This window comes from Bradyrhizobium sp. CCBAU 51627 (assembly GCF_028128765.1).
Taxonomy (GTDB): domain Bacteria; phylum Pseudomonadota; class Alphaproteobacteria; order Rhizobiales; family Xanthobacteraceae; genus Bradyrhizobium.
Genome location: NZ_LBJG01000024.1, coordinates 307766 through 332170, shown reverse-complemented (window position 1 = coordinate 332170; position 24405 = coordinate 307766). Strand labels below are relative to the sequence as shown.

General features: G+C 65.2%; 25 protein-coding genes. 15 read left to right on the top strand and 10 right to left on the bottom strand.

The window, feature by feature from the left end; translation table 11 throughout:
* Positions 1-103: 103 nt before the first annotated feature.
* The 3 genes from XH88_RS16525 to XH88_RS16515 form a co-directional block, all read right to left on the bottom strand.
* On the bottom strand, positions 104-466 hold the full coding sequence (locus XH88_RS16525) for a hypothetical protein (protein ID WP_271669357.1): 363 nt from the start codon (positions 464-466) through the stop codon (positions 104-106).
* Positions 467-568: 102 nt separating this feature from the next.
* A complete protein-coding gene (locus tag XH88_RS16520; protein WP_271669356.1) occupies positions 569-1855 on the bottom strand; it encodes a Spy/CpxP family protein refolding chaperone in 1287 nt (428 codons plus the stop codon).
* Positions 1856-1959: 104 nt separating this feature from the next.
* Positions 1960-3384, bottom strand: coding sequence for an FAD-binding oxidoreductase (locus XH88_RS16515; RefSeq protein WP_271669355.1), 1425 nt, complete (start codon positions 3382-3384; stop codon positions 1960-1962).
* Between the two features lie 87 nt (positions 3385-3471).
* On the opposite strand from XH88_RS16515, the gene XH88_RS16510 reads away from it, so the two are divergent.
* Positions 3472-3978 (top strand): thioesterase family protein, encoded by a 507-nt coding sequence (locus XH88_RS16510; RefSeq protein ID WP_271669354.1) that lies wholly within the window; start codon positions 3472-3474, stop codon positions 3976-3978.
* Here XH88_RS16510 and XH88_RS16505 read toward each other — a convergent pair whose 3' ends face one another.
* Positions 3979-4149: a DUF1328 domain-containing protein gene (locus XH88_RS16505; protein ID WP_271669353.1), complete on the bottom strand. Its 171-nt coding sequence runs from the start codon at positions 4147-4149 to the stop codon at positions 3979-3981. It abuts the gene before it with no gap.
* A 239-nt stretch (positions 4150-4388) separates the two neighbouring features.
* Between XH88_RS16505 and XH88_RS16500 the strand changes: the two genes are divergently transcribed.
* The 8 genes from XH88_RS16500 to XH88_RS16465 all read left to right on the top strand — a co-directional run bounded on the left by XH88_RS16500 (position 4389) and on the right by XH88_RS16465 (position 12314).
* The gene (locus tag XH88_RS16500) at positions 4389-6989 is read left to right on the top strand and encodes an ATP-dependent helicase (protein ID WP_271669352.1); all 2601 of its coding nucleotides are present in this window, start codon (positions 4389-4391) and stop codon (positions 6987-6989) included.
* Between the two features lie 3 nt (positions 6990-6992).
* On the top strand, positions 6993-7280 hold the full coding sequence (locus XH88_RS16495; RefSeq protein WP_271669351.1) for a type II toxin-antitoxin system HicB family antitoxin: 288 nt from the start codon (positions 6993-6995) through the stop codon (positions 7278-7280).
* Positions 7281-7368: 88 nt separating this feature from the next.
* Entirely contained in the window at positions 7369-7785 is a 417-nt protein-coding gene (locus XH88_RS16490) for a hypothetical protein (RefSeq protein ID WP_271669350.1), read from the top strand.
* Positions 7785-8453 (top strand): OmpA family protein, encoded by a 669-nt coding sequence (locus XH88_RS16485; RefSeq protein ID WP_271669349.1) that lies wholly within the window; start codon positions 7785-7787, stop codon positions 8451-8453. Before XH88_RS16490 ends, XH88_RS16485 begins: the two co-directional genes overlap by 1 nt.
* A gap of 173 nt (positions 8454-8626) precedes the next feature.
* Positions 8627-9145 carry an Mpo1 family 2-hydroxy fatty acid dioxygenase gene (locus XH88_RS16480; RefSeq protein WP_271669348.1) on the top strand — a complete coding sequence of 173 codons (519 nt, stop codon included), beginning with the start codon at positions 8627-8629 and terminating at the stop codon, positions 9143-9145.
* A gap of 33 nt (positions 9146-9178) precedes the next feature.
* The gene (locus XH88_RS16475) at positions 9179-10210 is read left to right on the top strand and encodes an NAD-dependent epimerase/dehydratase family protein (protein ID WP_271669347.1); all 1032 of its coding nucleotides are present in this window, start codon (positions 9179-9181) and stop codon (positions 10208-10210) included.
* A gap of 30 nt (positions 10211-10240) precedes the next feature.
* The gene (locus XH88_RS16470; RefSeq protein WP_271669346.1) at positions 10241-10867 is read left to right on the top strand and encodes a methyltransferase family protein; all 627 of its coding nucleotides are present in this window, start codon (positions 10241-10243) and stop codon (positions 10865-10867) included.
* A 142-nt stretch (positions 10868-11009) separates the two neighbouring features.
* Positions 11010-12314 carry a PQQ-dependent sugar dehydrogenase gene (locus XH88_RS16465; protein ID WP_271669345.1) on the top strand — a complete coding sequence of 435 codons (1305 nt, stop codon included), beginning with the start codon at positions 11010-11012 and terminating at the stop codon, positions 12312-12314.
* Positions 12315-12317: 3 nt separating this feature from the next.
* Here the strand turns inward: XH88_RS16465 and XH88_RS16460 are convergent, their stop codons facing one another.
* On the bottom strand, positions 12318-13142 hold the full coding sequence (locus XH88_RS16460; protein ID WP_271669344.1) for an aspartate dehydrogenase: 825 nt from the start codon (positions 13140-13142) through the stop codon (positions 12318-12320).
* A gap of 38 nt (positions 13143-13180) precedes the next feature.
* Positions 13181-14098: a LysR family transcriptional regulator gene (locus XH88_RS16455; protein WP_271669343.1), complete on the bottom strand. Its 918-nt coding sequence runs from the start codon at positions 14096-14098 to the stop codon at positions 13181-13183.
* A 235-nt stretch (positions 14099-14333) separates the two neighbouring features.
* Between XH88_RS16455 and XH88_RS16450 the strand changes: the two genes are divergently transcribed.
* Both XH88_RS16450 and XH88_RS16445 read left to right on the top strand, forming a co-directional pair.
* Positions 14334-15632 (top strand): MFS transporter, encoded by a 1299-nt coding sequence (locus XH88_RS16450; RefSeq protein ID WP_271669342.1) that lies wholly within the window; start codon positions 14334-14336, stop codon positions 15630-15632.
* Between the two features lie 21 nt (positions 15633-15653).
* On the top strand, positions 15654-16727 hold the full coding sequence (locus tag XH88_RS16445; RefSeq protein ID WP_271669341.1) for a tartrate dehydrogenase: 1074 nt from the start codon (positions 15654-15656) through the stop codon (positions 16725-16727).
* Between the two features lie 8 nt (positions 16728-16735).
* On the opposite strand, the gene XH88_RS16440 is transcribed toward XH88_RS16445, so the two are convergent.
* Both XH88_RS16440 and XH88_RS16435 read right to left on the bottom strand, forming a co-directional pair.
* Positions 16736-17689: a LysM peptidoglycan-binding domain-containing protein gene (locus XH88_RS16440; protein WP_271669340.1), complete on the bottom strand. Its 954-nt coding sequence runs from the start codon at positions 17687-17689 to the stop codon at positions 16736-16738.
* 112 nt (positions 17690-17801) lie between these two features.
* Entirely contained in the window at positions 17802-18521 is a 720-nt protein-coding gene (locus tag XH88_RS16435) for a hypothetical protein (protein WP_271669339.1), read from the bottom strand.
* A 279-nt stretch (positions 18522-18800) separates the two neighbouring features.
* Here XH88_RS16435 and XH88_RS16430 point away from each other — a divergent pair, with 279 nt between their 5' ends.
* Positions 18801-19724, top strand: a complete 924-nt coding sequence (locus XH88_RS16430) for an ABC transporter ATP-binding protein (RefSeq protein WP_271669338.1) — start codon at positions 18801-18803, stop codon at positions 19722-19724.
* The gene (locus XH88_RS16425) at positions 19721-20482 is read left to right on the top strand and encodes an ABC transporter permease (RefSeq protein ID WP_271669337.1); all 762 of its coding nucleotides are present in this window, start codon (positions 19721-19723) and stop codon (positions 20480-20482) included. Before XH88_RS16430 ends, XH88_RS16425 begins: the two co-directional genes overlap by 4 nt.
* A 48-nt stretch (positions 20483-20530) precedes the next feature.
* On the opposite strand, the gene XH88_RS16420 is transcribed toward XH88_RS16425, so the two are convergent.
* Complete coding sequence (locus XH88_RS16420; RefSeq protein ID WP_271669336.1) at positions 20531-20854, bottom strand: hypothetical protein; 324 nt, start codon at positions 20852-20854, stop codon at positions 20531-20533.
* A 371-nt stretch (positions 20855-21225) separates the two neighbouring features.
* On the opposite strand from XH88_RS16420, the gene XH88_RS16415 reads away from it, so the two are divergent.
* Positions 21226-22014, top strand: a complete 789-nt coding sequence (locus tag XH88_RS16415; protein ID WP_271669335.1) for a L,D-transpeptidase — start codon at positions 21226-21228, stop codon at positions 22012-22014.
* 2 nt (positions 22015-22016) lie between these two features.
* Here XH88_RS16415 and XH88_RS16410 read toward each other — a convergent pair whose 3' ends face one another.
* Positions 22017-23279, bottom strand: a complete 1263-nt coding sequence (locus tag XH88_RS16410) for a hypothetical protein (RefSeq protein WP_271669334.1) — start codon at positions 23277-23279, stop codon at positions 22017-22019.
* Positions 23280-23404: 125 nt separating this feature from the next.
* On the opposite strand from XH88_RS16410, the gene XH88_RS16405 reads away from it, so the two are divergent.
* Positions 23405-24403 carry a glycerophosphodiester phosphodiesterase gene (locus XH88_RS16405; RefSeq protein ID WP_271669333.1) on the top strand — a complete coding sequence of 333 codons (999 nt, stop codon included), beginning with the start codon at positions 23405-23407 and terminating at the stop codon, positions 24401-24403.
* Positions 24404-24405: the final 2 nt, after the last annotated feature.

Sequence of the window (24405 nt, the reverse complement as noted above, 5' to 3'; positions counted from 1 at the left end):
CGGGTGAGGGCTTCCTCCTCTTGGAGATTGTCCCTGAACCCTCTGCCCAGCCCTCTCCCCCAAGCGGGAGAGGGAGCCCACCTTCGATGCGGCGATAGCAGCGCTACTGCGCCAGCGTCGGATAATCCCGCTGCACCGTCTCGCGGATCCAGCCGGCGTGGATCGCGCGGAACAGGATCTGCGCCGTCTTGATGTCGTTTGCGCTCATGCAGAGGTCGACGATGCGATGCACGGCGTCGTCGCGCATCAGACCGTCGGAGATCTTCATCGCGATCTCCATCGCGACCTTTGCCGCGCGCTCATAGCGAGCACTCTCGCCCTTGTCGTTTCGCGCAGCGGCGATGGCGTTCTGGCCCGCAGCGTCACAGATGGCGCGGATACGCGCGGCAGCCTCGATGTCGCCGAGCGGCCATTCGACCGCCTCGTCCCAGATGTCTGCCCGCCTCTGCTTCGCGAACCACTTCATCGCCCCACCGCCGATTGACCACGCTTCAGGCTCACCCAGTGTAGAGAGCCCAAACGAGATCGGCGAGACGATTTTTATGTCACAGTTTTTCGCAAGACGCGTTCAGGACGTTCGACGCGGTCCGATGGCCTCGAATTGCGCCTTCTGCTCGTCACTGAGCGTGCCGTAGAAATCCTCCAGCGCCGCGCGAACCGACTTGACGCCGTCGAGCATGACATCAAGCCGCTTGCGGACCGCGGCCATGCGCGCCGGCGGTGTCATCACGTCAGCTGGCTGACACGCCGCCTTCAAAGATGCGCTGACCTTGGCGCTGGTATCCTGGAGTACCTGGAGCGCCGCGCGCTGGGTGTCGCTCGGATGAAGCCTCGCCTCGATGTCGGTGCCAGGCCAATCGAGCGCAGCGGACGCGCCGCAATTCTGCACCAGCGATCCCCCGGAGGAGTTGGAAGCCGTTGCACGACGCTGATCCTCGGCCAGCGCATTGAAGCGCGCCTTCTGCTCGTCCGTGAGCGAGCCATAGAATTTGTCCAGGGCGGGCTGAACGAGGTCGACGGCTTTCACCATCGCCTCGATACGTTGCTGCATCGCCATCAGCCGGCCGGGCGCGGTCGCCGCGACTTGCGTCGGGCAGGAGGCGCGGATCATCCCGGCCGCATCGACCGAGGCATTGCCGAGTTCGTCGAGGCTAGCGCTTTGCGCTTCGGTCGGCTGCACCGCTTCTGCGATCTGATCGATCGGCAGACCGACGATTTCACGTCGGTCGCTGCCGCAAAGCTGATCGAGCGCAACGCCTCGCGCTTGCCGCCGTTCGTGTCCACGCTGCGGCAGATAGGTTGCGAGGCCGTCATAGCCATAGGGCCCGAAGATGCCGGCGTAGATGTCCGGATAGCCGTAGCCCCAGAAGCCGAGGCCGTCGCCCCAGATCGTGTAGTCGTAGAGATCGTTGTATGCGAACGGCCAGAACAGTGGTCCGACCCAGCCGTAACCGCCTCCCGCATGTTGCCACCATCCGCTGCTCGCACCATGCCAGCCGGCGAGGGCCGCCGCCGCTGCGATCTGGGCGCGCGCCGCGGGATTGCTGATCAGACGGCCGTTGCGGAAGGCGCTGGAATGCAAATTGAGGGCGTTGTGGAAATTCGCCGGGCGAACGGCCGCATTGCGAATCTGACCGAAGTTCGGGCCGCCATGCCGGGCGCCTGCGGCAAAGCGAGGCCCGCCATGGTGGCCGCCACCATGCGCGTGGCCGCCACCATGGCCGCCGCCATGATGGCCACCGCCATGCCCGCCACCGTGACCGCCGCCATGGCCGCCACCGCCCTTGCCCAGAGCCGTCCCCGCCAGCAGGCAGGCAAGCACCATCACGGCGATTCCAATGACCGGTCGCAACATCGCATCCTCCCGCAAAGCCGCGCCATTAAGGCATCGGAAATTGTCGGGAATTGGAACCGGCCTGGCTGCCGAAAGTTCCCGCGACCGCGACGCGGCAGACCGCGCTACACCTCCGGCACGATTTTGCCGGGGTTGAAGATGTTCTGCGGATCGAGTGCTTTTTTCAGCGCACGCATCGCATCGAGCGCCTCTGGCCCGAGCTCGGCCTTGAGGTATTTCTGCTTGCCCTGGCCGATGCCGTGCTCGCCGGTGCAGGTTCCGTCCATCGCCTGGGCGCGTTCGACCAGGCGATGCATGAACTCCTCGCCGCGCGCCATCTCGGCGGCATCGTTGGTGTCACACACCAGCGAGCAGTGGAAATTGCCGTCGCCGACATGGCCGACGATCGGCGACAAAAGATTGAGCCGCTTGAGATCTTCCTCGGTTTCGCTAACGCAATCGGCAAGCCGCGAGATCGGTACGCAGACGTCGGTCGCGACCACGCCGATGCTGTCGCCGGGGCGCAGCGCCTTGACGGACCAATAGGCGTCGTGCCGCGCCTGCCACAGCTTTGTGCGATCCTCCGGCTTGGTGGTCCAGGAGAAATCGCCGCCGCCGCACTCTCTTGCGATCTCGCCGAACGCCTTGGATTGCTCGGCAACCTCGATCTCGCTGCCGTGGAATTCCATCAGCAGCAGCGGCGTCTCCGGCAAGGTCAGCTTCGAATAGGAGTTGCAGGCCTTCACCTGCGCGGCGTTGAGCAGCTCGATGCGTGCCACGGGAATGCCGGTCTGGATCGCCAGGATCACGGCCTGACAGGCCCCGTGCACGGTCTCGAACGACACCGCGCCGGCCGCGATCGTCTCCGGGATGCCGCGCAGGCGGATGGTCAGCTCCGAGATGATGCCGAGCGTGCCTTCGGCGCCAACGAACAGATGGGTCAAATCGTAGCCGGCCGACGACTTCTTGGCGCGCGTGCCCGTGGTGATGATCTCGCCATCGCCGCGCACCACCTTCAGCGCCAGCACGCTCTCGCGCATGGTGCCGTAGCGCACCGCATTGGTGCCGGAGGCGCGGGTCGAGGCCATGCCGCCGAGGGAGGCGTCCGCGCCGGGATCGATCGGGAAGAACAGGCCCTGGTCGCGCAGATGCTCGTTGAGCGCCTTGCGCGTGACGCCGGGCTGGATCACGCAGTCGAGATCCTCGGCATGCACCGCAAGCACCTTGTTCATGTCGCGCAAATCGATCGAGATGCCGCCGGCGGGCGCATTGACCTGGCCCTCGAGCGAGGTGCCGGTGCCGAAGGGAATGACGGGCACGCCGTGTTTGGCGCAGATCCGCACCACGTCCTGGATGTCGGCCGTCTCCTGTGCCATCACCACGCCGTCCGGCGGCTGGTTGACGATCCATGTCGTGGTATGGCCGTGCTGCTCGCGAACGGCCTGCGAGGTGATCAGACGGTTGCCGAACCGTGCGGCAAGCTGCTCCAGCGTGCTTGCGAGGGCTTCCGGCGCCGGCCGCGGCGGATTATTGGTGATGATCGTACCCACGGACATTCCTCCCGACAGAAGAAACCGTGGCAAAGGACATAAAGCCGGTCAAGTCAAGCGACCGGACGCATAGCTTGGGAAGGACACATGCCGGAGAGTGCCGTCGCAGCCCCTACGTCTGAGCCGTTCCGCTCCTCGATCATGCAGATCGAGCCGCAATGGATCGACTACAACGGCCATCTCAACATGGCCTATTACAACGTGATGTTCGACCGCGCGATCGACCAGATGTGGCTGCAGCTCGGGATCGGGCCCACCTACATGAAGGAGCGCAACGGCTCGACCTTCACGGCCGAATGCCACGTCCGGTACTTGCGCGAGATCCATCTCGGCGATCCCGTGCAGGTCTCGGTCTTTCTGCTGGAAGCCGACGACAAGCGGCTTCACACCTTCGAGGAGCTGCGGCACGCCACCGAAGGATGGCTGTCTGCCACCTCCGAGAACATGTCGCTGCACGTCGACATGGGCTCGCGCAAGGTGGCGGCGTTTCCGCCCGACATTCGCGAGCGCATTGCGGCCGTCGTCAGGGCTCACGGCGCCGTGCCGCGGCCCGAGGGCATCGGCCGGAACGTGGCGATGCCCTCGAGCCGCTAGCTATATCCTGCGCCCGCGCGACAGGCCGACCACGGCCGAAACCAGGAACAGGATGACAGCGATGAAGAAGATGATCTTGGCGATCTCGACGGAAGCGCCGGCGATGCCGCCAAAGCCCAGGATGCCGGCGATCAGTGCGATGACCAGAAACGTTACAACCCAGCCTAGCATTGGTGAAACCTCTGTCTTGATGTCTGTCTGCGCTCGACGCGGCTGGCCGCGCCTCATGCCTTGACAATCTCGACCCGGGAACGATGGTTCCGGTGCAGGCTGGCTGGAATTTAATGCCGTTCTGAGGAACAAATCGGCCCGCCGCGTACGTGGAAAACCTCTTCGGGGCGCCCCATATAGGCTCCAATCCCTGTTAAGAAGGCTCCCTTCCGCTACCCCGCGGTGCCATCGTGGGGCCAATGATTCGTATGACCGAGCCCAGCAAGATCACAGGCGTCCCCGACCACCAACCCGCAGCCGGCGGCATTGCCGCGCGTGCGCGCGCCTCGGTGGGGCCGAAATACCTCTCAGGGCTCAATCCGGAGCAGCGCGAGGCCGTGGAGACGCTGGACGGCCCGGTCCTGGTGCTGGCCGGCGCCGGCACCGGCAAGACGCGCGTGCTGACCACGCGCATCGCCCACATCCTGAGCCAGGGCCGCGCCCGGCCGGCCGAGATCCTGTCGGTGACCTTCACCAACAAGGCCGCGCGCGAGATGAAGCACCGGCTCGGCCAGATGCTCGGCCACGCCGTGGAAGGCATGCCGTGGCTCGGCACCTTCCACTCGATCGGCGGCCGTATCCTGCGCTTTCACGCCGAGCTGGCGCAGCTCAAGTCGAACTTCACCGTGCTCGACGTCGACGACCAGGTGCGCCTGCTCAAGCAACTGCTGCAGGCCGAGAACATCGACGACAAGCGCTGGCCGGCGCGCATGCTGGCGGGCCTGATCGACGGCTGGAAGAACCGCGGCTTGATGCCATCGCAGGTGCCCTCCGGCGAAGCGGCGATGTTCGCCAATGGCAAGGGCGGCAAGCTGTATGCGAGCTACCAGGAACGGCTGAAGATCCTCAACGCCGCCGATTTCGGCGATCTCTTGCTGGAGAACATCCGGATTTTCCGCGAGCACCCTGACATCCTCAGGCAGTACCAGCAGCGCTTCAAGTTCATCCTGGTCGACGAATATCAGGACACCAACGTCGCGCAATATCTGTGGCTGCGCCTGCTGTCGCAGGCGCCGTCTAAGCCGACCACACCCACTGTCATTCCGGGGCGCGTCGAAGGCGCGAACCCGGAATCCAGCAGTGGGTCCATCGATCGAGATTCCGGGTTCGATGCTGCGCATCGCCCCGGAATGATGGAGAGCGCGGCGATCGTAGCTGCTCCAGCCGGCCCCACCAAGAACATCTGCTGCGTCGGCGACGACGACCAGTCGATCTATGGCTGGCGCGGCGCCGAGGTCGACAACATCCTGCGCTTCGAGCACGATTTTCCCGGCGCCAAGGTGATCCGCCTCGAGCGCAACTACCGCTCGACCGGCCACATCCTCGCCGCCGCTTCGCACCTGATCGCGCACAATGAAGGCCGGCTCGGCAAGACGCTGCGCACCGAGGACGTCGAGGGCGAGAAGGTCACGGTGACCGGCTCCTGGGATTCGGAAGAGGAAGCCCGCGGCATCGGCGAGGAGATCGAGCAGCTGCAGCGCCAGGGCGAGAAGCTCAACGAGATCGCCATTCTCGTGCGCGCGTCCTACCAGATGCGCGAGTTCGAAGACCGTTTCGTCACGCTCGGCCTGCCCTATCGCGTCATCGGCGGTCCGCGCTTCTACGAGCGCGCCGAAATCCGCGATGCGCTGGCGTATTTGCGCGTCATCAATTCGCCGGCGGACGATCTCGCCTTCGAGCGCATCGTCAATGTGCCCAAACGCGGCCTTGGCGACGCCACCGTGCAGATGCTGCACGACCATGCCCGCAAGCGCCGCATCCCGCTGTTCGAGGCCGCGCGCGCGGTGGTCGAGACCGACGAGCTGAAGCCGAAGGCCCGCGGGTCGCTTCGCGATCTGGTCACCCAGTTCGACCGCTGGCGCGCCCAGCGCGAGGTCACCGCGCATACAGACCTCGCCCAGATCGTGCTCGACGAGAGCGGCTACACCGAGATGTGGCAGAAGGACCGCTCGGCGGATGCCGCGGGCCGGCTGGAGAACCTGAAAGAGCTGGTGCGCTCGATGGAGGAGTTCGAGAACCTGCAAGGCTTCCTCGAGCATATCTCGCTGGTGATGGACCGCGAGGGCGGCGCCGAGGACGATGCGGTGTCGCTGATGACGCTGCACTCGGCCAAGGGGCTCGAATTCGACAACGTGTTCCTGCCCGGCTGGGAGGAAGGCCTGTTCCCGAGCCAGCGCACGCTCGACGAACAAGGTCGCGCCGGCCTCGAGGAGGAGCGCCGGCTCGGCCATGTCGGCCTGACCCGCGCCCGCCGCCGCGCCATGATTTATTTCGCCACCAACCGCCGGATCCATGGCACCTGGTCCACCACGATCCCCTCGCGCTTCCTCGACGAGCTGCCCGCGGCCAATGTCGAGATCACCGAATCCAAGGGCGGCTCGGCCTGGGGCGGCACCGGCGGCTACGGCGCATCGCGCTTCGACGACATGGAGGCGTTCGGCTCCAGCTACACGACGCCGGGCTGGCAGCGCGCCCAGGCGAACCGCAACCGCGGCGGCGGCCGCAATGGCGGTGGTGGTCGCGGCGGCTTCGAGGAAGAAGCCGCCGCGTTCTCGTCCTCATCGTCATCCGGCCCCGATTTCGGCGGCTTCTCCTCGCGCCGGCGCGGACCGCTGACGATCGAGGGCGAGCTGGTCGCCAAATCGACCGGCACGACCTCGGAATTTTCGCTCGAAGACCGCGTCTTCCACCAGAAATTCGGCTACGGCCGCGTCACGAAGATCGACGGCAACAAGCTCACCATCGCCTTCGACAAGGCCGGTGAGAAGAAGGTCGTGGACAGTTTTGTGCAGCGGGCGTGAGGCATGCCCCACTACGTCGCCATCATCGAGGACGCTGGCCCCGATGACGTCAGCCTGTGGTTTCCGGACCTGCCCGGCTGCATCTCCGGCGGCGACGATGTGGACGAAGCCCTGGAGAATGCGCCTGAGGCGATCGCGTTCTACGCGGAGGAGCTGACTGCGGAAGGCCGCCAGCTTCCGCCGCCGCGCACGCTGGACGAACTCAAAGCCGACCCGGAGTTTGCCGACGCGATCCGGAACCACACGGCCGTCCTGATCGAATTTCCGCCGGGCGACGACGCCGCGGAGTGAGGACTGTTCGCCGCACTGGCCGAACTCTCGACAGTTCTCCCCTGATCAGGCCTTGACCATCGCGAACTTCCCCGTATCAGATGCAGCCATGGTCCGGGGCTCCATCACACTGATCTTGCTGGCATTGGGGATGCCGTCGCTTGCGGCGGCGGAGACCATGAGCTTTGGCGATTCGATCGGAAAGCTCGCGGCGAGCTGCGGGGCGGACATCGTCGCCAATTGCCGCGGCGTCAATCCGGATTCGACCCGCCTGAAGGAGTGTCTCTCCCGCAACCGGGACGTGCTCTCCCAGCAGTGCCTGAGCGACTACCTTGCGACGTTCGACGCCATCCAGAAGCGCATCGCCGCCCGTGTCACGGTCGCGAACGCGTGCCAGCGTGAAATCGTCAAGGTCTGCGGCGGCTCGACCAAGGAGACCAGCAAGTCGATTCCCTGCCTGATCTCGACGCCGAAGGGCATCAGCAACAACTGCCTGAAGGCCGTCGACGACGCGGGGTACCGCTGATGCGCGCAACCGGCCACGTCACCACTGCAATCGGTTTTGCATTGGGTCTCGCTCTGCTCGCAGGCGGAGCCGGCGCGCAGACCGCGCCGACCCGCGACGACATCATCGGCAAGCTGAACCATTTCGAGGAAGCCGCCGAGGTCGACATTCCCGCACTGAAGCAGCAGGTGATGGAACGGGCCCGGGCGCGCATCAAGAACGATCCCGGCCCGGTGAACCGGCCCCTGATTGCGCCTGACCTCGCCAAGCTGCCGGCCTTCAACGCCCAGATCCAGTTCGACGCCGACACGCCGATCATCCAGCCGGAGTCCTACCAGACCGTCGGCCGGATCGCCGATGCGCTGGTTCACGCCTCGCTGCTGCCCTACACGTTCCTGATCGTCGGCCATGTCGAGTCCAATTCAAAGACGCGGGAGGCCAATGCGATCCTGAGCCAGCGCCGGGCCGACGCGATCCGCGACGTGCTGGTGAACACGTTCAAGATTTCGACCAAGCGGCTTCAGCCGATCGGCCTCGGCGAAGAGCAATTCCTCGATCGCGCGAAACCGACCGCGGCCGTCAACGGGCAGTTGCAGATTATGACCTTTGCCCGGGTGCCCGAAGACGCGCCGGCGCATCCTGCGGCCGCCCCTGCGCCTGCGGCGAAAAAGCCCGCCAAGAGGCACTGAGCGCGAACAACCCCACCACTACGGGAACCCTTTGGAGTCCCGATTGTTTTGTGAGCAGTCCCAAGACGCGACGGCGTGGCCCTGCGCGACAAAAGCGCCGGTTTGTGCACTGCTCCATCCGGTGCTATAGGCTCTTTTCGTCCTTCCCCGACCCTGTGCTGCATGAGACCGAGATGGGTGGCTTTTTTCAACGCCAACTTGCCGTTTATGTCGAGTACCATCGCGATCCCCGGAACACGGCGATGCACGTCGTCGGCATCCTCCTGCTGTTCACCGGCGCCGTGATGCCGCTGACGCTGGTGAAGCTGCCGCTGTTCGGTATGGAGATCAGCCTGGCGGTGATCCTGGCCTTGCCGGTTCTGATCTATTGGCTGCTGCTCGACGCGGCGCTCGGGCTCGGGATTCTGGCCGTTTCCATCATGTTGTTTTCCATCGCGTCGACCATTGCCGCGCAAGTCAGCCTCGCGACAATGTGGGCGATTTTCACCGCCCTGATCGTGCTCGGCCTCGCAGCGCAGACCATCGGCCACAAGGTATTTGAGGGGCGCGAGGCCTCGTTGTTCACGTTTCCGTCGCACCTTTTGCTCGGACCCATGTTCGTCATGGCAAAATTATTCATTGCACTGGGTTTTCGTCGTGACCTTGCCGCGATTCTCGCGCCTCTTCCGACCAACTCCCTTTCGACCCGATAGGCTTCACGAAGCGGAATAGTAGCAACCTTTTTCATGGCTCTCGTACTGGTTACCGGTGGCAGCGGCTTCATCGGACATCATCTCGTCGAAGCGCTCCGCAGCAGGGAGCAACGGGTGCGCGTGCTCGACGTGCGACCGCCGGCCGCCCCCCATGCCGACGTCGACTACGTGACAGGCTCGGTCCTCGACGGCGCCGCGGTCGATGCTGCGCTCGCCGGCGTCGATCAGGTCTATCATCTCGCCGGCCTGCCCGGGATGTGGGTCGCCAACAAGCAGGACTTTCACGACGTCAATTGTCGCGGCACCGAGATCGTGCTGGCGGCGGCGATGAAGCGCGGCGTGTCGCGCTTCCTGCACTGCTCGACGGAATCGATCCTGTTCCCCTACTCCAACCTCAATGGCGTTGCCGCCGAAGAAGCTCTGCAGCCGGCCGATGCGATGCCCGGCGCCTATACGCGATCGAAGTCGCTCGCCGAGCATCAGGTCGCGAAAGCGGCCGCGGCCGGTTTCCCGCTCGTGATCGGCACGCCCACCATGCCGATCGGCGCCGCCGACCACAATCTGACGCCGCCGACCGCGATGCTCTGGTACTTCCTCCAGAAGAAGGTACAGCCGCATCTCGACTTCCTGGTCAACCTCGTCGACGTGCGTGACGTCGCGACGGGCCTCGTGCTGACCATGGAACGCGGCCGCATCGGCCAACGCTATATTCTTGGCGGCGACTGTGTTCCGCTCGGGCGCATCCTGCGGATGATGTCAGCGATGAGCGGTCGCCGGCAGTTTCCGATCGTCGTGCCCGGCCGACTCGCCGAGCTCTCCGCAATCATGCTCGAGTTCGTTGCCGACCATTTCACGCGCCGGCCGCCCAACGGCACCGCCGAAGGCGTGCGCATCGCGCTTGCCGCCAGTGACCTGTCGATCAACAAGGCGCGGACCGAACTCGGCTATGCTCCGCGACCGATCGAACCGGTCCTGCGGGAAACCATCACCCATCTACTCGCCCGGAACGGCCAGGCTGCGTCGAATGCCATCAAGCATCACGCGCTCTCCTCGCGCGCGAGCTGATCTGCCGCCCAAAGCAAAGAACCTTTCCGCATGTCCTTCGATTTCAGCAAGCTTCTCTCCGTGGCCTGGGGTGGCTGGACCACAACCTGGCCGACCGAACTCCTGGCCCTGATATGGCTTGCCTTTCTCGCCAGCTGGGTGGGCGCCTCGTTCTGGCAGGGGCAGACCAAGAAGCAGGTCATGACGCTGGAGTCGCAGCGTTACCGGCTGCCGATCCTGGTCGGCGGCATCCTGTACACGCCGTGGATTGCGGAGATCCTGGGTTGGAAGCCGCTCTGGGTGCTCGGCAACACCGGCATCTCCATTGCCGCGGTCCTCTCGGTCGCCGGCATCGCCTTCGCCTGGTGGGGCCGGCTGCATCTCGGGAAATTCTGGTCCAACACCATCACCCACAAGGAAGACCACCGCGTCATCGACACCGGCCCCTACGGCCTCGTGCGCCACCCGATCTACACGGGCCTGATCTTCGGCATGCTGGTCACCGGCATCGCGATCGGCCTGGTGACGACGATCCTGGGTGCCATCCTGATCTCGCTCGGCATGTGGCAGAAGGGCCGGATGGAAGAGGTGTTCCTGTCGAAAGAGCTCGGCGAAGACGCCTACGGCGCCTATTGCCGCCGCGTGCCGATGATCATCCCGTTCCTCTCGCCGCGGTGATGGCGGGTCAGGAACCGCTTCGCGCTTCTCCATGCAAATTCGGCCACCTGCCATCCCCAGGGAATAGGCCGCATCGGCGCGCCGCACAGGTTGACGTCTGCCCCGACAGCCAGTTGGATGCGCGCGCAAACAGGGGCTACGCATGACCTTTTCCAGCATCTTCGCGCAATTCGTCGCAGTCCTCGGCGGCATCGCGCTGCAATGGCGGAAGCTGACCGGCATCGAGCCTGCGCCGGCCTGGGGCCAGACACCCGCCATTCCCCAAGCCAAGCCACAGGGCGCGATCCCGACCCTGAAGATGCCGACCGCGCGCGGCTGGAGCGCCGGCCAGAAGCCGACGGCCGCGCCGGGGCTCAAGGTCAACGCGTTCGCCACCGACCTCGACCACCCGCGCTGGATCGAGGTGCTGCCCAATGGCGACGTGCTGATCGCGGAAGCGACGCAGATCGCGGGTCCCCCGCGCAGCGTGTTTCACTACGCGATGCAGGCGACGATGCGGCGCGCCGCGGCACTCGGCGTCTCCGCCAACCGCATCACCCTGCTCCGCGACAAGGACGGCGATGGCGTTGCGGACGTCCGCGGCGCGTTCATGGAGAACCTGAACCAGCCGTTCGGCATGGCGCTGGTCGGCGACACGTTCTATGTCGGCAATACCGATGGCGTGATGGCTTTCCCCTATGTCGCCGATGCCGACCGCATCACTGCACCGGGCAAGCGGCTCACCACGTTCAAACCCAGCGGCCACTGGACGCGCAGCCTGCTCGCCAGCCCCGACGGCAAGAAGCTCTATGCCGGCGTCGGCTCGCTCAGCAACATCGCCGAGATGGGCATGGAGGTCGAGGAAGGCCGCGCCGCGATCTACGAGCTCGACCTCGTTGCCGGCACGGATCGCATCTTCGGCGCCGGCCTGCGCAATCCCGTAGGACTTGCGTGGGAGCCGACGGCGGGCGTGCTCTGGACCGTCGTCAACGAACGCGACGGGCTCGGCGACGAGACGCCGCCGGATTATCTCACCTCGGTGCGCGACGGCGGCTTCTACGGCTGGCCCTATTGCTATTGGGGCAAGACGGTCGACGACCGCGTGCCGCAGGATCCGGCGATGGTCGCGAAAGCATTGCAGCCGGACTACGCGCTCGGCGGCCACACCGCTTCGCTCGGCCTGTGCTGGATGCCTGCAGGGACCCTGCCCGGCTTCGGAGACGGCATGGTGATCGGCCAGCACGGCTCGTGGAATCGCAGCAAGCTGTCCGGCTACAGGCAGGTGTTCGTCCCATTCGAGAACGGCAAGCCGTCCGGCCCCTCGCGCGACATCCTGTCGGGCTTCCTGTCCCCGGACGAGAAGGAATCCTACGGCCGTCCGGTCGGCGTCGTGATCGGCCCCGACAAGAAGTCGCTGCTGATGGCCGACGACGTCGGCAACGTGATCTGGCGCGTCACGGGGGCGTGAGGGTTACGTCCCCACACAAAGCGTGGCGCGCTGCTTGCGGAGCAGCGCGATCACGGACAGTGAGGTGATCAGCCCGGTCTTTGGATTCTCGGACGGGATGTTCTCGATCGCCATCGAGAACCGCGCCGAATCCGCTTCGACCTCGATGCGATGAACATTGCGCGTCACGGTGGGGTCGGCCCAAACCTGGATCTGGGTACGATCGGGTCCGATCCCCGCCAGCGACAGCGCAACGGCGACATTGACATTGGCCGGAAAACCCTTCGCCGCATCGCGCGCGCTGCCCTCGAACAGCTTGAGCGGCTCGCGCAGATTGTCGATGTCGATGTTGTTCTGAACGATGAACGGCGCGCCCTTCAGCCCGTCGATCGGCTTGCGCGTGACCATCTTCACCGAATGGATGGTTCCGATCGCGGCGGCGTTGACGGCATCCAACCCGATCAGCGCGCCTGTGGGCACGAGGATGCGACCGCCATTGGCGCGGGCGAGATCGAACAGATCATCATTGTCGAGCAGCCCGCCGACGCTGACCACGACCGCGGACCTGCCGCGCTTCACCGCGGGCTCGACGATCGCGCGCAACTGGCTGCTCGGAGCGCATTCCACCACGATGTCGGCGGCGTCCCCGAGCCGATCGATCGGCAGGATTTGCGGCTGATGGCGCAGGGCACCGAGGAAAGCTTGATGTTTGGCAGGGTCACGCACGGCCACGGCCGACAGCGCCAGGCCCTCGATGCCCTCATCGAGCGCGGTTGCTATCTTTGTGCCGATCGAACCGAGGCCTGCAATCGCCACCCGCAATTCGCTCGAAGCATTCTGATCCGTCATCATATCCCACCACTTGCCCAGGCCAGTGTCATAGCCGCTCACGCCTCCCGCGCATAGCTGCGCAGACGCGCCTCCAGCACTGCGAGCATGGCATCGCGGGACGGATCGCGCGAGCCGCGCAGCCAGGCCGCCGCCAGCGGCAGCCGTCCGACGGGGCCGCTCTGCCGGGGACGGAGCGGCACGAAGCGCACGCCCGAGACCGCCATCCGTGTGGTCCAGCGCGGCACGATCGCGACGCCGAGCTTCGTGGCGACCAGGTTGATGATGGTCTGCTTCTCATCGGCCACCTGAACGATGCGCGGCGTCAGCCCGGCCTGCTCGAACAGCTTGACCGTAAGGTCGTGGCTGTGCGGCCGCGAGCGCCGGTCCGGCACCAGCATGGGCTCATCAGCGATGTCAGCCAGCGCGATAGACTTGCGCGCGGCGAGCGCGTGACGCCGTGGAAAAGCCACGATCGCGGTCTCCTGGAGCAAAGGGCGAAACTCCAGCCGCTTGTCCGGCCGGTCGGGCGGACGGACGAAGGCAAGATCGAGCGCACCGGTCAGGATCTTCGGCAACAGCCGGACGGTCTTGTCCTCCAGGAGCTGGACCGAAACTTCGGGATGCGCAGCGCGGAAGTCACGCAGCAGCGGCGGCAGCAATCCTGCTGCGGCGCTGTCGATGGCGCCGATCCGCAGCCGCCGCGCCGCGCCCGCGCGCGAGCGGTTGCGCAAGTTGCTCTCGACCGCCTCGACCTTGGCAAGGATGGCGCGGGCATCGCGCAGCAGCGTCGCGCCGTTCTCGGTGAGCGAGACCGCCCGCGTCGTGCGCGCGAACAGCCGCGTACCCAGATCTTCTTCCAGCAGCCTGATCTGACGCCCGAGCGCGGACGGCAGCATCTGGAGATGCTGCGCGGCGCGGCCGAAATGCAGCTGCTCGGCCGCCGCCACGAAGCATCGGAGCTGATGCAATTCCATTCGCCGATCCTCTCGTCTACACGCGATCGTCATGCCCGGGCTTGTCACGGGCATCCACGTTCTTGCGGCGCGGGAAAGGAGTGGATGGCCGGGTCAAGCCCCGCCATGACGTCGGGGCGACCTAAGAAGGATTATATCATTTTTTTGTATAAACCAGCGCCGATTGAGTCCCCCTGCTGCTCCCGTCTAGGCTTGCCGCCTCACAACGAGAAGCCGGAATTGGAGGAAGCCAGGGGTGACGAGCGAGATTCAGACGCGCGTGCTGCGCAAAATCACCTGGCGCATCGTCCCCTTCATCATGCTGCTCTACTTCGTGGCCTTCATCGACCGCGTCAACATCGGCTTCGCCTCGCTGACGATGAACAAGGACATCGGCCTGTCGCCGACCGTCTACGGCTTTGGCGCCGGCATCTTCTTCTGGGGCTATTTCCTGTTCGAGGTACCGTCCAACATCATCCTGCACAAGGTCGGTGCGCGGATCTGGATCGCGCGGGTGATGATCACCTGGGGTCTGATCTCGGCAGCGATGGCCTTCGTGCAAGGGCCGACCAGCTTCCACATCCTGCGTTTTCTGCTCGGCGTCGCCGAGGCCGGCTTCTTTCCCGGCATCATCCTCTATCTCTCCTACTGGTTCCCGGCGCGCCAGCGCGCCGCCGTGACGGCGCTGTTCATGGCCGCCGCACCGCTTTCGACCGTGCTGGGTTCGCCGGTCTCCGGGGCGTTCTTGGAAATGAACGGAATGCTCGGCTTAAGGGGCTGGCAGTGGTTGTTCTTGCTGGAGGCGCTGCCGGCCGTGCTTCTCGGCTTCGTCGTGCTGGCCTTTCTCACTGATCGCCCCGAGAAGGCGAAATGGCTCCGCGAAGACGAGCGCCGCTGGCTGGTCGAGACCATGAACGAAGAGACCACCCGCAAAGCCGCGACTGCGAGCCACAGTATCTGGCGCGGGCTTGCCGATCCGCGCGTGCTGGCGCTGTCGCTGATTTATTTCGGTACTTCGGCTGGCCTCTACACGCTTGGCGTCTGGGCGCCGCAGATCATCAAGCAATTCGGATTGTCCTCGCTCCAGGTGGGCTTCCTCAACGCGCTACCGGCCACCGCCGCCGTCGTCGCCATGGTGCTGTGGGCGCGGCACTCGGACCGCACCGGCGAGCGCACCTGGCATGTCGTGCTTGCCTGCCTGCTCTCGGCCGCGGGCCTTGCCTATGCGGGCCTTGCGGCCGGAGTGGTCGCGGTCCTCGCTGCGCTGACGCTCGTGAACATCGGCATCTCCTCGGCAAAACCGCCACTGTGGAGCATGCCGACGCTGTTCCTGTCCGGCCCAGCTGCCGCGGCAGGCATCGCCACCATCAATTCGATCGGCAATCTCGGCGGATTCGTCGGTCCCGCCATGATCGGCTGGATCAAGGATCGGACCGGCAGCTTTGTCGGCGGGCTTTATTTCGTCAGCGGCCTGCTTGTTCTCTCCGCGGTCCTGACCCTGCTATTGTCGCGCGCGAAAACCGCGCCCGTCGCACCCGTCCCGCAATCCCACTGATCTGTCAAACGGAGCATTCTGATGCGCACTCATTCGATCGCAGCCATTCCCGCCGATGGCATCGGCCCCGAGGTCATCTCGGCCGGCGTGCGCGTGCTGGAGGCGCTGGCCAAGCGCAGCGGCGACCTCGCCTTCAACGTCAAAATGTTCGACTGGGGCTCGGATTATTACAAGAAGCACGGCGTGATGATGCCGGCCGACGGCCTCGCCGAGCTCAAGAAGTTCGACGCGATCTATTTCGGCGCGGTCGGTGCTCCCGACGTGCCCGATCACATCACGCTGTGGGGCCTGCGGCTGCCGATCTGCCAGGGTTTTGACCAATACGCCAACGTGCGGCCGACCAAGATCCTGCCGGGCGTGGCCTCGCCGCTGCGCAATGTGGGGGTCGGCGACCTCGACTGGGTGATCGTGCGCGAGAATTCGGAAGGCGAATATGCCGGCATGGGCGGTCGCGCGCACAAGGGCTTGCCGGAAGAGGTCGGCACGGAAGTCGCGGTGTTCACCCGCGTCGGCGTCAGCAGGATCATGCGCTATGCCTTCCAACTCGCGCAGTCGCGCCCGCGCAAATTCCTGACCGTCGTGACCAAGTCGAACGCGCAACGCCACGGCATGGTGATGTGGGACGAGATCGCCGCCGAGGTCGCGGCCGAATTTCCCGATGTGACCTGGGACAAGATGCTGGTCGACGCCATGACGGTGCGCATGACGCTGCACCCGAAGAGCCTCGACACCATCGTCGCGACCAATTTGCACGCCGACATCCTCTCCGACCTCGCCGGCGCGCTGGCCGGTAGCCTCGGCGTGGCGCCGACCGGCAACATCGATCCACAGCGCCGCTTCCCCTCGATGTTCGAGCCGATCCACGGCTCGGCCTTCGACATCACCGGCAAGGGCATCGCCAACCCGGTCGCGACGTTCTGGACCGGCGCGCAGATGCTCGAGCATCTCGGCGAAAAGGATGCAGCCGCGCGGCTGATGAAGGCGGTCGAGCAGGTCTGCGCGGCCGGCGTGCTGACGCCTGACGTCGGCGGCAAGGCGACAACGAAGGACGTCACCGACGCCGTGATCGACGCGATCCACGGTTCGAACGTGTGAGTAAAAACCTACTTCTTCCGCCCTGAAGGTGCCGCCGGCGGCGGCACCGCCATCGCAGCCGCGGCATCCGGCGGCGTCAAGTGCCGCGGCACGATGATCGACTGCCCCGGGGTGAGCGTTGCGTTCTCGGGCAGCGAGTTGCTTTGCGCGATCGCCCAGACCGGCACGCGATTGGCTGCGGCGATGCTTTCCATCGTGTCTCCCGCGCGTACCGGCAAACGCACGCCGCTGTCCCACAATTCGACCAGAGTATCGGCGGGCACGAGATAGCGCAGCGGCACCGCATCCTCCTGCGTCTGCGGCGGTATGCGTGGCAGCTGTGTCACCATCTCGACGATCTGACGATGGATATCGTCCGACTTCTCGATGTTGATGTGAGAGACGCGGCTGTTCTCTTTCAGGTCGTAGCTCGCATAGTGGCCGCGGAAGCCGGGCACCGCCACCACGTCGCCGCCGCCGAGCACGCTGTCGGAGAGGAAGATGTTGATGAAGCGCTCGACATTGAGCGGCACGTCATCGGTCGCATGCGCGGGGTCGATGGTGATGACGAGGCTGATCGGAATGTTCTCCTTGGCGGCCATCTCCGAGATGATCACCGAGCACAGCCCGCCCATGGAGTGGCCGATCAGCACGATCGGCGCCGGGCTTTCCTTGTAGCTGGCGATGGCGCGGTTGCCGATCAGCCGGCACAGGGTGAATTCGTAGACGTCGGCCGAAAGGCCGGCCTTTGTCAGCTTCTCGCCGAGCCGATCCATGCCGGTCGAGAAGATCGGCCCCATCGCGCCGCGGAACAGGTAGATCTTCGGTGGCGGCAGCGGCTCGAATAGCGGAGCGGGAGGCGGCGACGCGACGGTGGTCAGGGCCGCGCGCTTCGACTTGGCAGGCGAGGCCGCGGCCAATCCGGGGGGCAAGGCGAGCAGTGCGACCGCCGCCAACACCACAAGTCGCCTTGGATCAATCATCAAGTCCGCAGTCCCACCACAGCAGGGCAAACGCCCTCCACCGCGGCGCTTAGTGACCCTCGATTGGGTGGAATTTGGGGCACGGAACCTGATCCGGCGCCGCGCGCCGCCGTCAGTTCCTCGTCGGGGCCACAGCCGCCGCGGAGCGCGCGGTCCGCGGGGCGGCAACGGGTGCGGCGATTGGGGCCGCCGGGCCGCGCGAACGTGTGATCGCAGCGTCAATCTCGGCGATCACGCGGCGCTGGATCGCCTCGTTCTTGTCAATGGTGATGTGGCCGACGCCGCTTCCGCGCACGTCGACATTGTCGAGCTTGCCGCGGAAACCGGCAGCGGCCCGCACCGGCTCGCCGGGACCGTCGCCAATATAGATGTTGATGTAGCGCTCGGCGCCGGTCGACAGCTTGGTCTTGAACACGGAGTCGAGCCCGATCGCGAGCTTCACGGGAACGCCGAGGTGGTTGAGCTTGGCGATCATGTCGGGCAGGGCTGTCGCGCCCGAGGAGTGTCCGACCAGCACGATGGTCTTGATGCGGCCGGCCTTGTAATTCGCTGCGGCCTCATCGGCGAGCGAGGACCAGGACACGAAATTCGCAACCGTCACCGGGATGCCCTGGGCCTCGAGCCGGGCGCCGATCGTATCGAGCCCGAGCGAGAAGATGTTGAGCACGCCGCGCAGCAGATAGACGTGGGTGGTCGCAGCCGCCTGGCTCGGCGCGGCCTTGGCGGTGGTCGGGTTCATGGCAACAGCTGACAGCAGGAGCAGGCAGATCGCCCACAGGCCGAAGGTGGACAACTGGCTGGCGCCGGCGGTGTGACGGCCGTTCGGTCTCATCGATTGTTTTCCCTGGGGACATACGTTCGCGACTGGCCGGAATCGTAGCCACGGCCTGCTCGCAGACGCAACAAAGAGCCGCGTGAACGGCGATCTTCGCCGCAATCCGTGACCATCGCGCAACACTTGTCCGAAGCTTGCCACCGAATGGCCTGTTTTGAGACCATTTTTCTCCGGGCAATTGCGGGCGGGCAACGCCATTCCTATTTCAGGGCTCCGCTGTCTCCGCCCGCCAGAGGGCGGTTTCCGGCGTCCCCCTTCCCCACCTCACCGGCCACCATGTCCTCCATCATTTCCGTCGCCAATCTGTCGAAGACCTATGGGTCCGGCTTCAAGGCGCTCAAGAACGTCAATCTCGACATCAAGCGCGGCGAGATTTTTGCGCTGCTCGGGCCGAACGGCGCGGGCAAGACCACGCTAATCTCGATCATCTGCGGCATCGCCAATCCCAGCGAGGGCCGCGTCCTGGTCGGCGGCGAGGACATCCAGACCTCCTACCGCAAGGCGCGCTCGCTGATCGGCCTCGTACCGCAGGAATTGCACACCGACGCCTTCGAGAGCGTGTGGGCGACCGTGAGCTTCTCCCGCGGCCTGTTCGGCAAGCCGAAGAACCCCGCCCATATCGAGAAGATCCTGAAGGACCTCTCGCTCTGGGACAAGAAGGACAACAAGATCATCACGCTGTCCGGCGGCATGAAGCGCCGCGTGATGATCGCCAAGGCGCTGTCGCACGAGCCGCAGATCCTGTTCCTGGACGAGCCCACCGCCGGTGTCGACGTCGAGCTGCGCAAGGGCATGTGGGAGGTGGTGCGCACCCTTCAGCAGTCCGGCGTCACCATCATCCTGACTACGCATTACATCGAGGAAGCCGAGGAGATGGCCGACCGTATCGGCGTCATCAACAAGGGCGAGATCGTGCTTGTCGAGGACAAGACGACCTTGATGCAGAAGCTCGGCAAGAAGCGGCTGACACTGCATTTGCAGGGTAAGCTCGGCGCGCTGCCCGACGGTCTCGCCCAGTACGAGCTCGACCTCTGCGACGGCGGCGCAACGCTGGTCTACGACTACGACACCAAGGGCGAGCGCACCGGCATCACCAGCCTGCTCAGCGATCTCCGCGCCGCCGGCATCCGCTTCAACGATCTCGACACGACCCAATCGTCGCTCGAGGACATCTTCGTCGACCTCGTGAGGACGTCATGAATCACCGCGCCATCCGCGCCATCTATCTGTTCGAAATGGCGCGCACCTGGCGCACGCTGCTGCAAAGCATCGTCTCGCCCGTCGTCTCGACCTCGCTCTATTTCGTGGTGTTCGGCGCTGCGATCGGCTCGCGCATCAGCCAGGTCGAGGGCGTCAGCTACGGTACCTTCATCGTGCCGGGCCTGATCATGCTCTCGGTGCTGACGCAGAGCATCGCGAACGCCTCGTTCGGCATCTACTTCCCGAAATTCACCGGCACGATCTACGAGATCCTGTCCGCGCCGATTTCTTACTTCGAGATCGTGCTCGGCTATGTCGGCGCCGCCGCGACCAAGTCGATCATCCTCGGCCTGATCATCCTGGCGACAGCCGGCCTGTTCGTGCCGCTGCACATCCATCATCCGGTCTGGATGCTGGCCTTCCTGGTGTTGACGGCGGTGACGTTCAGCCTGTTCGGCTTCATCATCGGCATCTGGGCCGACGGCTTCGAAAAGCTACAGATGATCCCGATGCTGGTCGTGACACCGCTGACCTTCCTCGGCGGCAGCTTCTATTCCATCGACATGCTGCCGCCGACCTGGCGCACGGTCGCGCTGCTCAACCCGGTCGTCTACCTGATCTCCGGCTTCCGCTGGAGCTTCTACGAGATCGCCGATGTCAGCGTGTCCGTCAGCATCGGCATGACGGCGGCGTTCCTTGTGGTGTGCCTGGCCATCATCTGGTGGATCTTCCGAACCGGATACCGGCTGAAGAACTGAGCCCGATTGTCCTTCCGGGGCGCGCGTAGCGCGGGCCCGGAATGACGATCACCGATAGCAGTGGAAGTGACGATAACCATCGTAGTACCCACGGCAGTGGTGATAGCGATGGTGGGGAATGCCGAAAACGCCCTCGACCGCGCCAACGGCGCCACCGACACCGGCACCGACGACGCCTCCGACTGCGCCGCCCACGGGACCGGCTATCCGGTTGCCTTCATAGGAGCCTTCCTGGGCGCCGCGCACGATGCCCTGGGCGTGACTGGCGTGCGGCAGAGATAGCAGCGCGAGAAGGACGGCAGCGGCTGCAAACAGCAGGCCGACGGGCAAGCTGGCCGGCAAGGCTGCGGCGGCGGTACGGGCTCTGTTCATTTTCAATCCCAAGGGAATAACGGCGGGAATAACGGCGGCGAAAGCCACCTGTCGGGCAGGCATGGTCAACGTTCGAAGCGGCGAAATGGTTGCGCCTTTGTGACGAATTGTCGGCGTCGTGAACACACCTCCCGCTCGCGAAAATGTCAGCGTCGCCGAGACATGCACGGCACGAAGCGGCCTTGCTTACGCCCGGCATCACGTTAACGATGGGCAGGCAGGCCGCTGGAACGAAAGCCGGATTGCAGGCATAGTGCGTGCCGGGGACGGAGAGCCGCGGTGTTATGATTTGAGCATGGTCCTTTCGGAAAACCGCTACGCACTTTTCCGGATCATGGTCTAGCGTGAACAGGCCGGAGGCCAGACGTCAGATGCGTACATTTTTTATCGCTTTCACTTCGCTGATGCTTTTGGGCGCGGGCGCCGCGCAGGCCAAAGTCGACATTACCATCGACAAGAACAATCAGCAGATGACCGTCGCGGTCGACGGCGTCACGCGCTACCACTGGCCGGTGTCGACCGGCATCCCCTCGCGTGAGACGCCGAATGGAACGTTCCGCGCCTTCCGCATGGAGGAGGATCACTACTCCAAGGAATTCGACGACGCGCCGATGCCGCATTCGATCTTCTTCACCAAGATCGGGCACGCCATCCACGGCACCGACTCGGTCGGACGATTGGGCACGCCCGCCTCGCATGGCTGCGTGCGGCTGTCGCGCCAGAACGCCTCGACGCTCTATGCGCTGGTGCAGGAGCAGGGCGTGCTCAACACCACGGTGACGCTGACCGGCTCGTCACAGGTGGCGCTGGCCCGCAACCCACGCGGCCGCGCCAACACTGCGGTCGCGCGCGCTCAGCAGCCCGCCGACGAGCAGCAATACGCAACGTCAGGCGATCCCGTGAACCTGACGCCGCCGATGCAGCCCGCACGGCGCTACATGCCGCAGGATGACAACTACATCTATCCCGCGGACGGCAGCGACACCGGCGCGCGCTACCCGGCGCCGCGCCCGATCACCCGCCCCTATGGCGCGCAGGTCTACCAGCAACTGCCGCAGCCGCAGCAAACTTACGACCAGGGCTATGGCCAGCAGGGCTATTACTATCAGCCGCAGCCGCGCCAGTACTATCAACCGCGCGACTACTTCTACCAGAACTGACGCTATCTGAACGCGGCGTCGCCGCGTTCGACGATTTTCCGCACGGCATCGACGAAGGCGCGGGCAACCGGTTCGAGAATCTCGGGGCCGGTCGTGCCGAGATCGTCAGCGGGCGTGTGGAAGGTTTGATGGTGGCCGGCCATGCCGAGGAAATTGGCGTAACCCGCCGCATGCACGTCGCGCAGCTCGCCGACCGCCTGCTTCTCTGTCACCAGACGTTTCGCAGCGACCGCGACGAAGGCCTCGTCGATCAGTGCAACCGCGGATTTGCTCAGGACCAGATAGCGCGCTTCCTCGGGCCTGGTGGTGCGCGCGCCGTCCGCAAACGCATAACACGCGTTCGACGATCCGAAGTGGATCCAGGCCAAGGTGTCCTTCGGCGCAGGCGCCCCGTGTTTCAAGAACAACTCCATTCCGCCATGGCCGATCTCGTGACCGGCTGTCGCGACGAAGACGAAATGCGCCGGCCATTTTTCCGCCGCCGCCGTGCGCGCCAGCGCGAGGAAATTGGCGATGCCGGGGCCGCGCTCGCAAACGCAGGAGTACCAGCCGGTCATCGGCGTGGAGACGACGATGGTCGGTCCGCGGCCGATGCCGGTTTCGGCGACGACATTGCGGCCCGAGACGTTGCGGTCGTAATGCCCTTTAGCATCGAACGTCACCGGCAGGCCTGAGGCGAGCGCACGCTCAAACGTAGCACGCGCCCTGGCGCCGACCACCATCACCGGCACCGGCCAGGGCGCATCCTCCTGCGTGACATTGTAGGCAAAGCGATCGTCGGCGGGATTGCCGATCATCAGCAGGATGGCGGCGGGTTTCCTGGCTGCGGCGTCCGAGATCGCCGCGCGATGGGCCGGCCCAAGATAGGCGCCGCGATCAAACGGCAGATCGACCCAGAGGATTTTCCCGGCCGCATCGCCCTCCCGCACAAGCGGCGCAGAGAGATGGAAGCTGGCCTTGTCCTCCGGCGGCCACCAGAACGGCGTCGCCTCGACCACCGTGCCGGCCGCCTCGGCGGTGGCGCGCTCCACGACATATTGCCGACCGAGCACGACGGGTTGAAACTTGATGGCGAAGCCGGCCTCGGACAGTTCGCCCGCGATCCAGTCGGCCGTCGCGCGATCGCCCGATGAGCCGAAGCGGTGCAGGCCGAAGGCGGCGTAGCGCGCCACGTCGGCATAGAGGCTCGCGCCCGACAACAGATCCTTGGCCGCCGCCTGTCCAACCATCAGAGCCACCATCGTTGCGAGGACAATGAGCCGCATGTGAATCGCTCCCGATCTTTTTTGCCGATGAGTTTCGGCTTTCCTCAGCCGCCGTCAACCGCGGGACTGGACGAAACGAGCGAAGATTTCATATGGTTTTCCTTTCATTTGGGCCGCGAACCGAGATGCCGTCACGCATTGCGACAATTCTGGCCGTGCTCTCGGTTCTCACGACAGGGCAAGCCATGACCGGAACAGCGATGGCTTTCGATCTCGAGGCGCATCGCGGCGGGCGGGCGCTGATGCCGGAAAACACCCTGCCGGCCTTTGCCCATGCGCTCACGATGGGGGTGGACACGCTGGAGCTCGACGTCGGCGTGACCGCCGACGGCGAAGTCGTCGTGTCGCATGAGCGCGGACTCAATCCCGATCTCGCGCGGGCTGCGAACGGCGCCTATGTCGCGGCCCCCGGCACACCTTTCGTCAAGCTGCGGTTCGCCGAGGTCAGGACTTACGATGTCGGCCGGATCCGGCCCGACAGCGCCTACGCCAGGCAATTTCCCGACCAGCACCCAGTGCCGGGCACCCGCATTCCCACGTTGAAGGAGCTGTTCGCGCTGGTGCGCAAATCCGGCAACGAGCGCGTGCGTTTCAATATCGAGACCAAGATCGATCCGGATCATCCCGATGAATCGCTTGAGCCGCAGGCTTTCGTCACCAAGCTGCTCGGAGTGATCGCAGACGAAAGGTTTTCCGACCGGGTCATGATCCAGTCGTTCGACTGGCGGACCTTGCTTCTCGTCCAGCAGCAAGCCCCGACCATTCCGACCGTGTACCTGACGGTCCAGCGCGGCTCGGCACCAACGATCGCCCTCGACAAGGCCACCAGCTGGACGGCGGGCTTCAGCCCCGCCGATCACGGCGGCTCGCTGCCGCGGACGATCAAGGCCGCGGGTGGCGCGGTGTGGTCGCCCTATTTCGGCGACGTGACCGCATTGCTTGTCACGGAGGCCCATGCGCAGGGGTTGCGCGTCGTGGTCTGGACGGTCAACAAGCCCGACGACATGGCGCGGATGATCGAGATCGGCGTCGACGGCATCATCTCCGATCGGCCGGACCTGTTGCGGCAGGTCGCCGGCCAAAAGGGTCTTGCGTTGCCGGCAGGGACGCCGGTCGAACCGTAGAA

What these genes read in the sequence shown, in the direction of transcription:
- XH88_RS16435 (WP_271669339.1), bottom strand. Translation starts at nt 18,521, where the DNA reads ATGAGACCGAACGGCCGTCACACCGCCGGCGCCAGCCAGTTGTCCACC.
- XH88_RS16525 (WP_271669357.1), bottom strand. Translation starts at nt 466, where the DNA reads ATGAAGTGGTTCGCGAAGCAGAGGCGGGCAGACATCTGGGACGAGGCG.
- XH88_RS16520 (WP_271669356.1), bottom strand. Translation starts at nt 1,855, where the DNA reads ATGTTGCGACCGGTCATTGGAATCGCCGTGATGGTGCTTGCCTGCCTG.
- XH88_RS16420 (WP_271669336.1), bottom strand. Translation starts at nt 20,854, where the DNA reads ATGAACAGAGCCCGTACCGCCGCCGCAGCCTTGCCGGCCAGCTTGCCC.
- XH88_RS16440 (WP_271669340.1), bottom strand. Translation starts at nt 17,689, where the DNA reads ATGATTGATCCAAGGCGACTTGTGGTGTTGGCGGCGGTCGCACTGCTC.
- XH88_RS16465 (WP_271669345.1), top strand. Translation starts at nt 11,010, where the DNA reads ATGACCTTTTCCAGCATCTTCGCGCAATTCGTCGCAGTCCTCGGCGGC.
- XH88_RS16505 (WP_271669353.1), bottom strand. Translation starts at nt 4,149, where the DNA reads ATGCTAGGCTGGGTTGTAACGTTTCTGGTCATCGCACTGATCGCCGGC.
- XH88_RS16470 (WP_271669346.1), top strand. Translation starts at nt 10,241, where the DNA reads ATGTCCTTCGATTTCAGCAAGCTTCTCTCCGTGGCCTGGGGTGGCTGG.
- XH88_RS16455 (WP_271669343.1), bottom strand. Translation starts at nt 14,098, where the DNA reads ATGGAATTGCATCAGCTCCGATGCTTCGTGGCGGCGGCCGAGCAGCTG.
- XH88_RS16405 (WP_271669333.1), top strand. Translation starts at nt 23,405, where the DNA reads ATGCCGTCACGCATTGCGACAATTCTGGCCGTGCTCTCGGTTCTCACG.
- XH88_RS16495 (WP_271669351.1), top strand. Translation starts at nt 6,993, where the DNA reads ATGCCCCACTACGTCGCCATCATCGAGGACGCTGGCCCCGATGACGTC.
- XH88_RS16410 (WP_271669334.1), bottom strand. Translation starts at nt 23,279, where the DNA reads ATGCGGCTCATTGTCCTCGCAACGATGGTGGCTCTGATGGTTGGACAG.
- XH88_RS16500 (WP_271669352.1), top strand. Translation starts at nt 4,389, where the DNA reads ATGATTCGTATGACCGAGCCCAGCAAGATCACAGGCGTCCCCGACCAC.
- XH88_RS16430 (WP_271669338.1), top strand. Translation starts at nt 18,801, where the DNA reads ATGTCCTCCATCATTTCCGTCGCCAATCTGTCGAAGACCTATGGGTCC.
- XH88_RS16485 (WP_271669349.1), top strand. Translation starts at nt 7,785, where the DNA reads ATGCGCGCAACCGGCCACGTCACCACTGCAATCGGTTTTGCATTGGGT.
- XH88_RS16510 (WP_271669354.1), top strand. Translation starts at nt 3,472, where the DNA reads ATGCCGGAGAGTGCCGTCGCAGCCCCTACGTCTGAGCCGTTCCGCTCC.
- XH88_RS16425 (WP_271669337.1), top strand. Translation starts at nt 19,721, where the DNA reads ATGAATCACCGCGCCATCCGCGCCATCTATCTGTTCGAAATGGCGCGC.
- XH88_RS16460 (WP_271669344.1), bottom strand. Translation starts at nt 13,142, where the DNA reads ATGACGGATCAGAATGCTTCGAGCGAATTGCGGGTGGCGATTGCAGGC.
- XH88_RS16445 (WP_271669341.1), top strand. Translation starts at nt 15,654, where the DNA reads ATGCGCACTCATTCGATCGCAGCCATTCCCGCCGATGGCATCGGCCCC.
- XH88_RS16480 (WP_271669348.1), top strand. Translation starts at nt 8,627, where the DNA reads ATGGGTGGCTTTTTTCAACGCCAACTTGCCGTTTATGTCGAGTACCAT.
- XH88_RS16415 (WP_271669335.1), top strand. Translation starts at nt 21,226, where the DNA reads ATGCGTACATTTTTTATCGCTTTCACTTCGCTGATGCTTTTGGGCGCG.
- XH88_RS16475 (WP_271669347.1), top strand. Translation starts at nt 9,179, where the DNA reads ATGGCTCTCGTACTGGTTACCGGTGGCAGCGGCTTCATCGGACATCAT.
- XH88_RS16490 (WP_271669350.1), top strand. Translation starts at nt 7,369, where the DNA reads ATGGTCCGGGGCTCCATCACACTGATCTTGCTGGCATTGGGGATGCCG.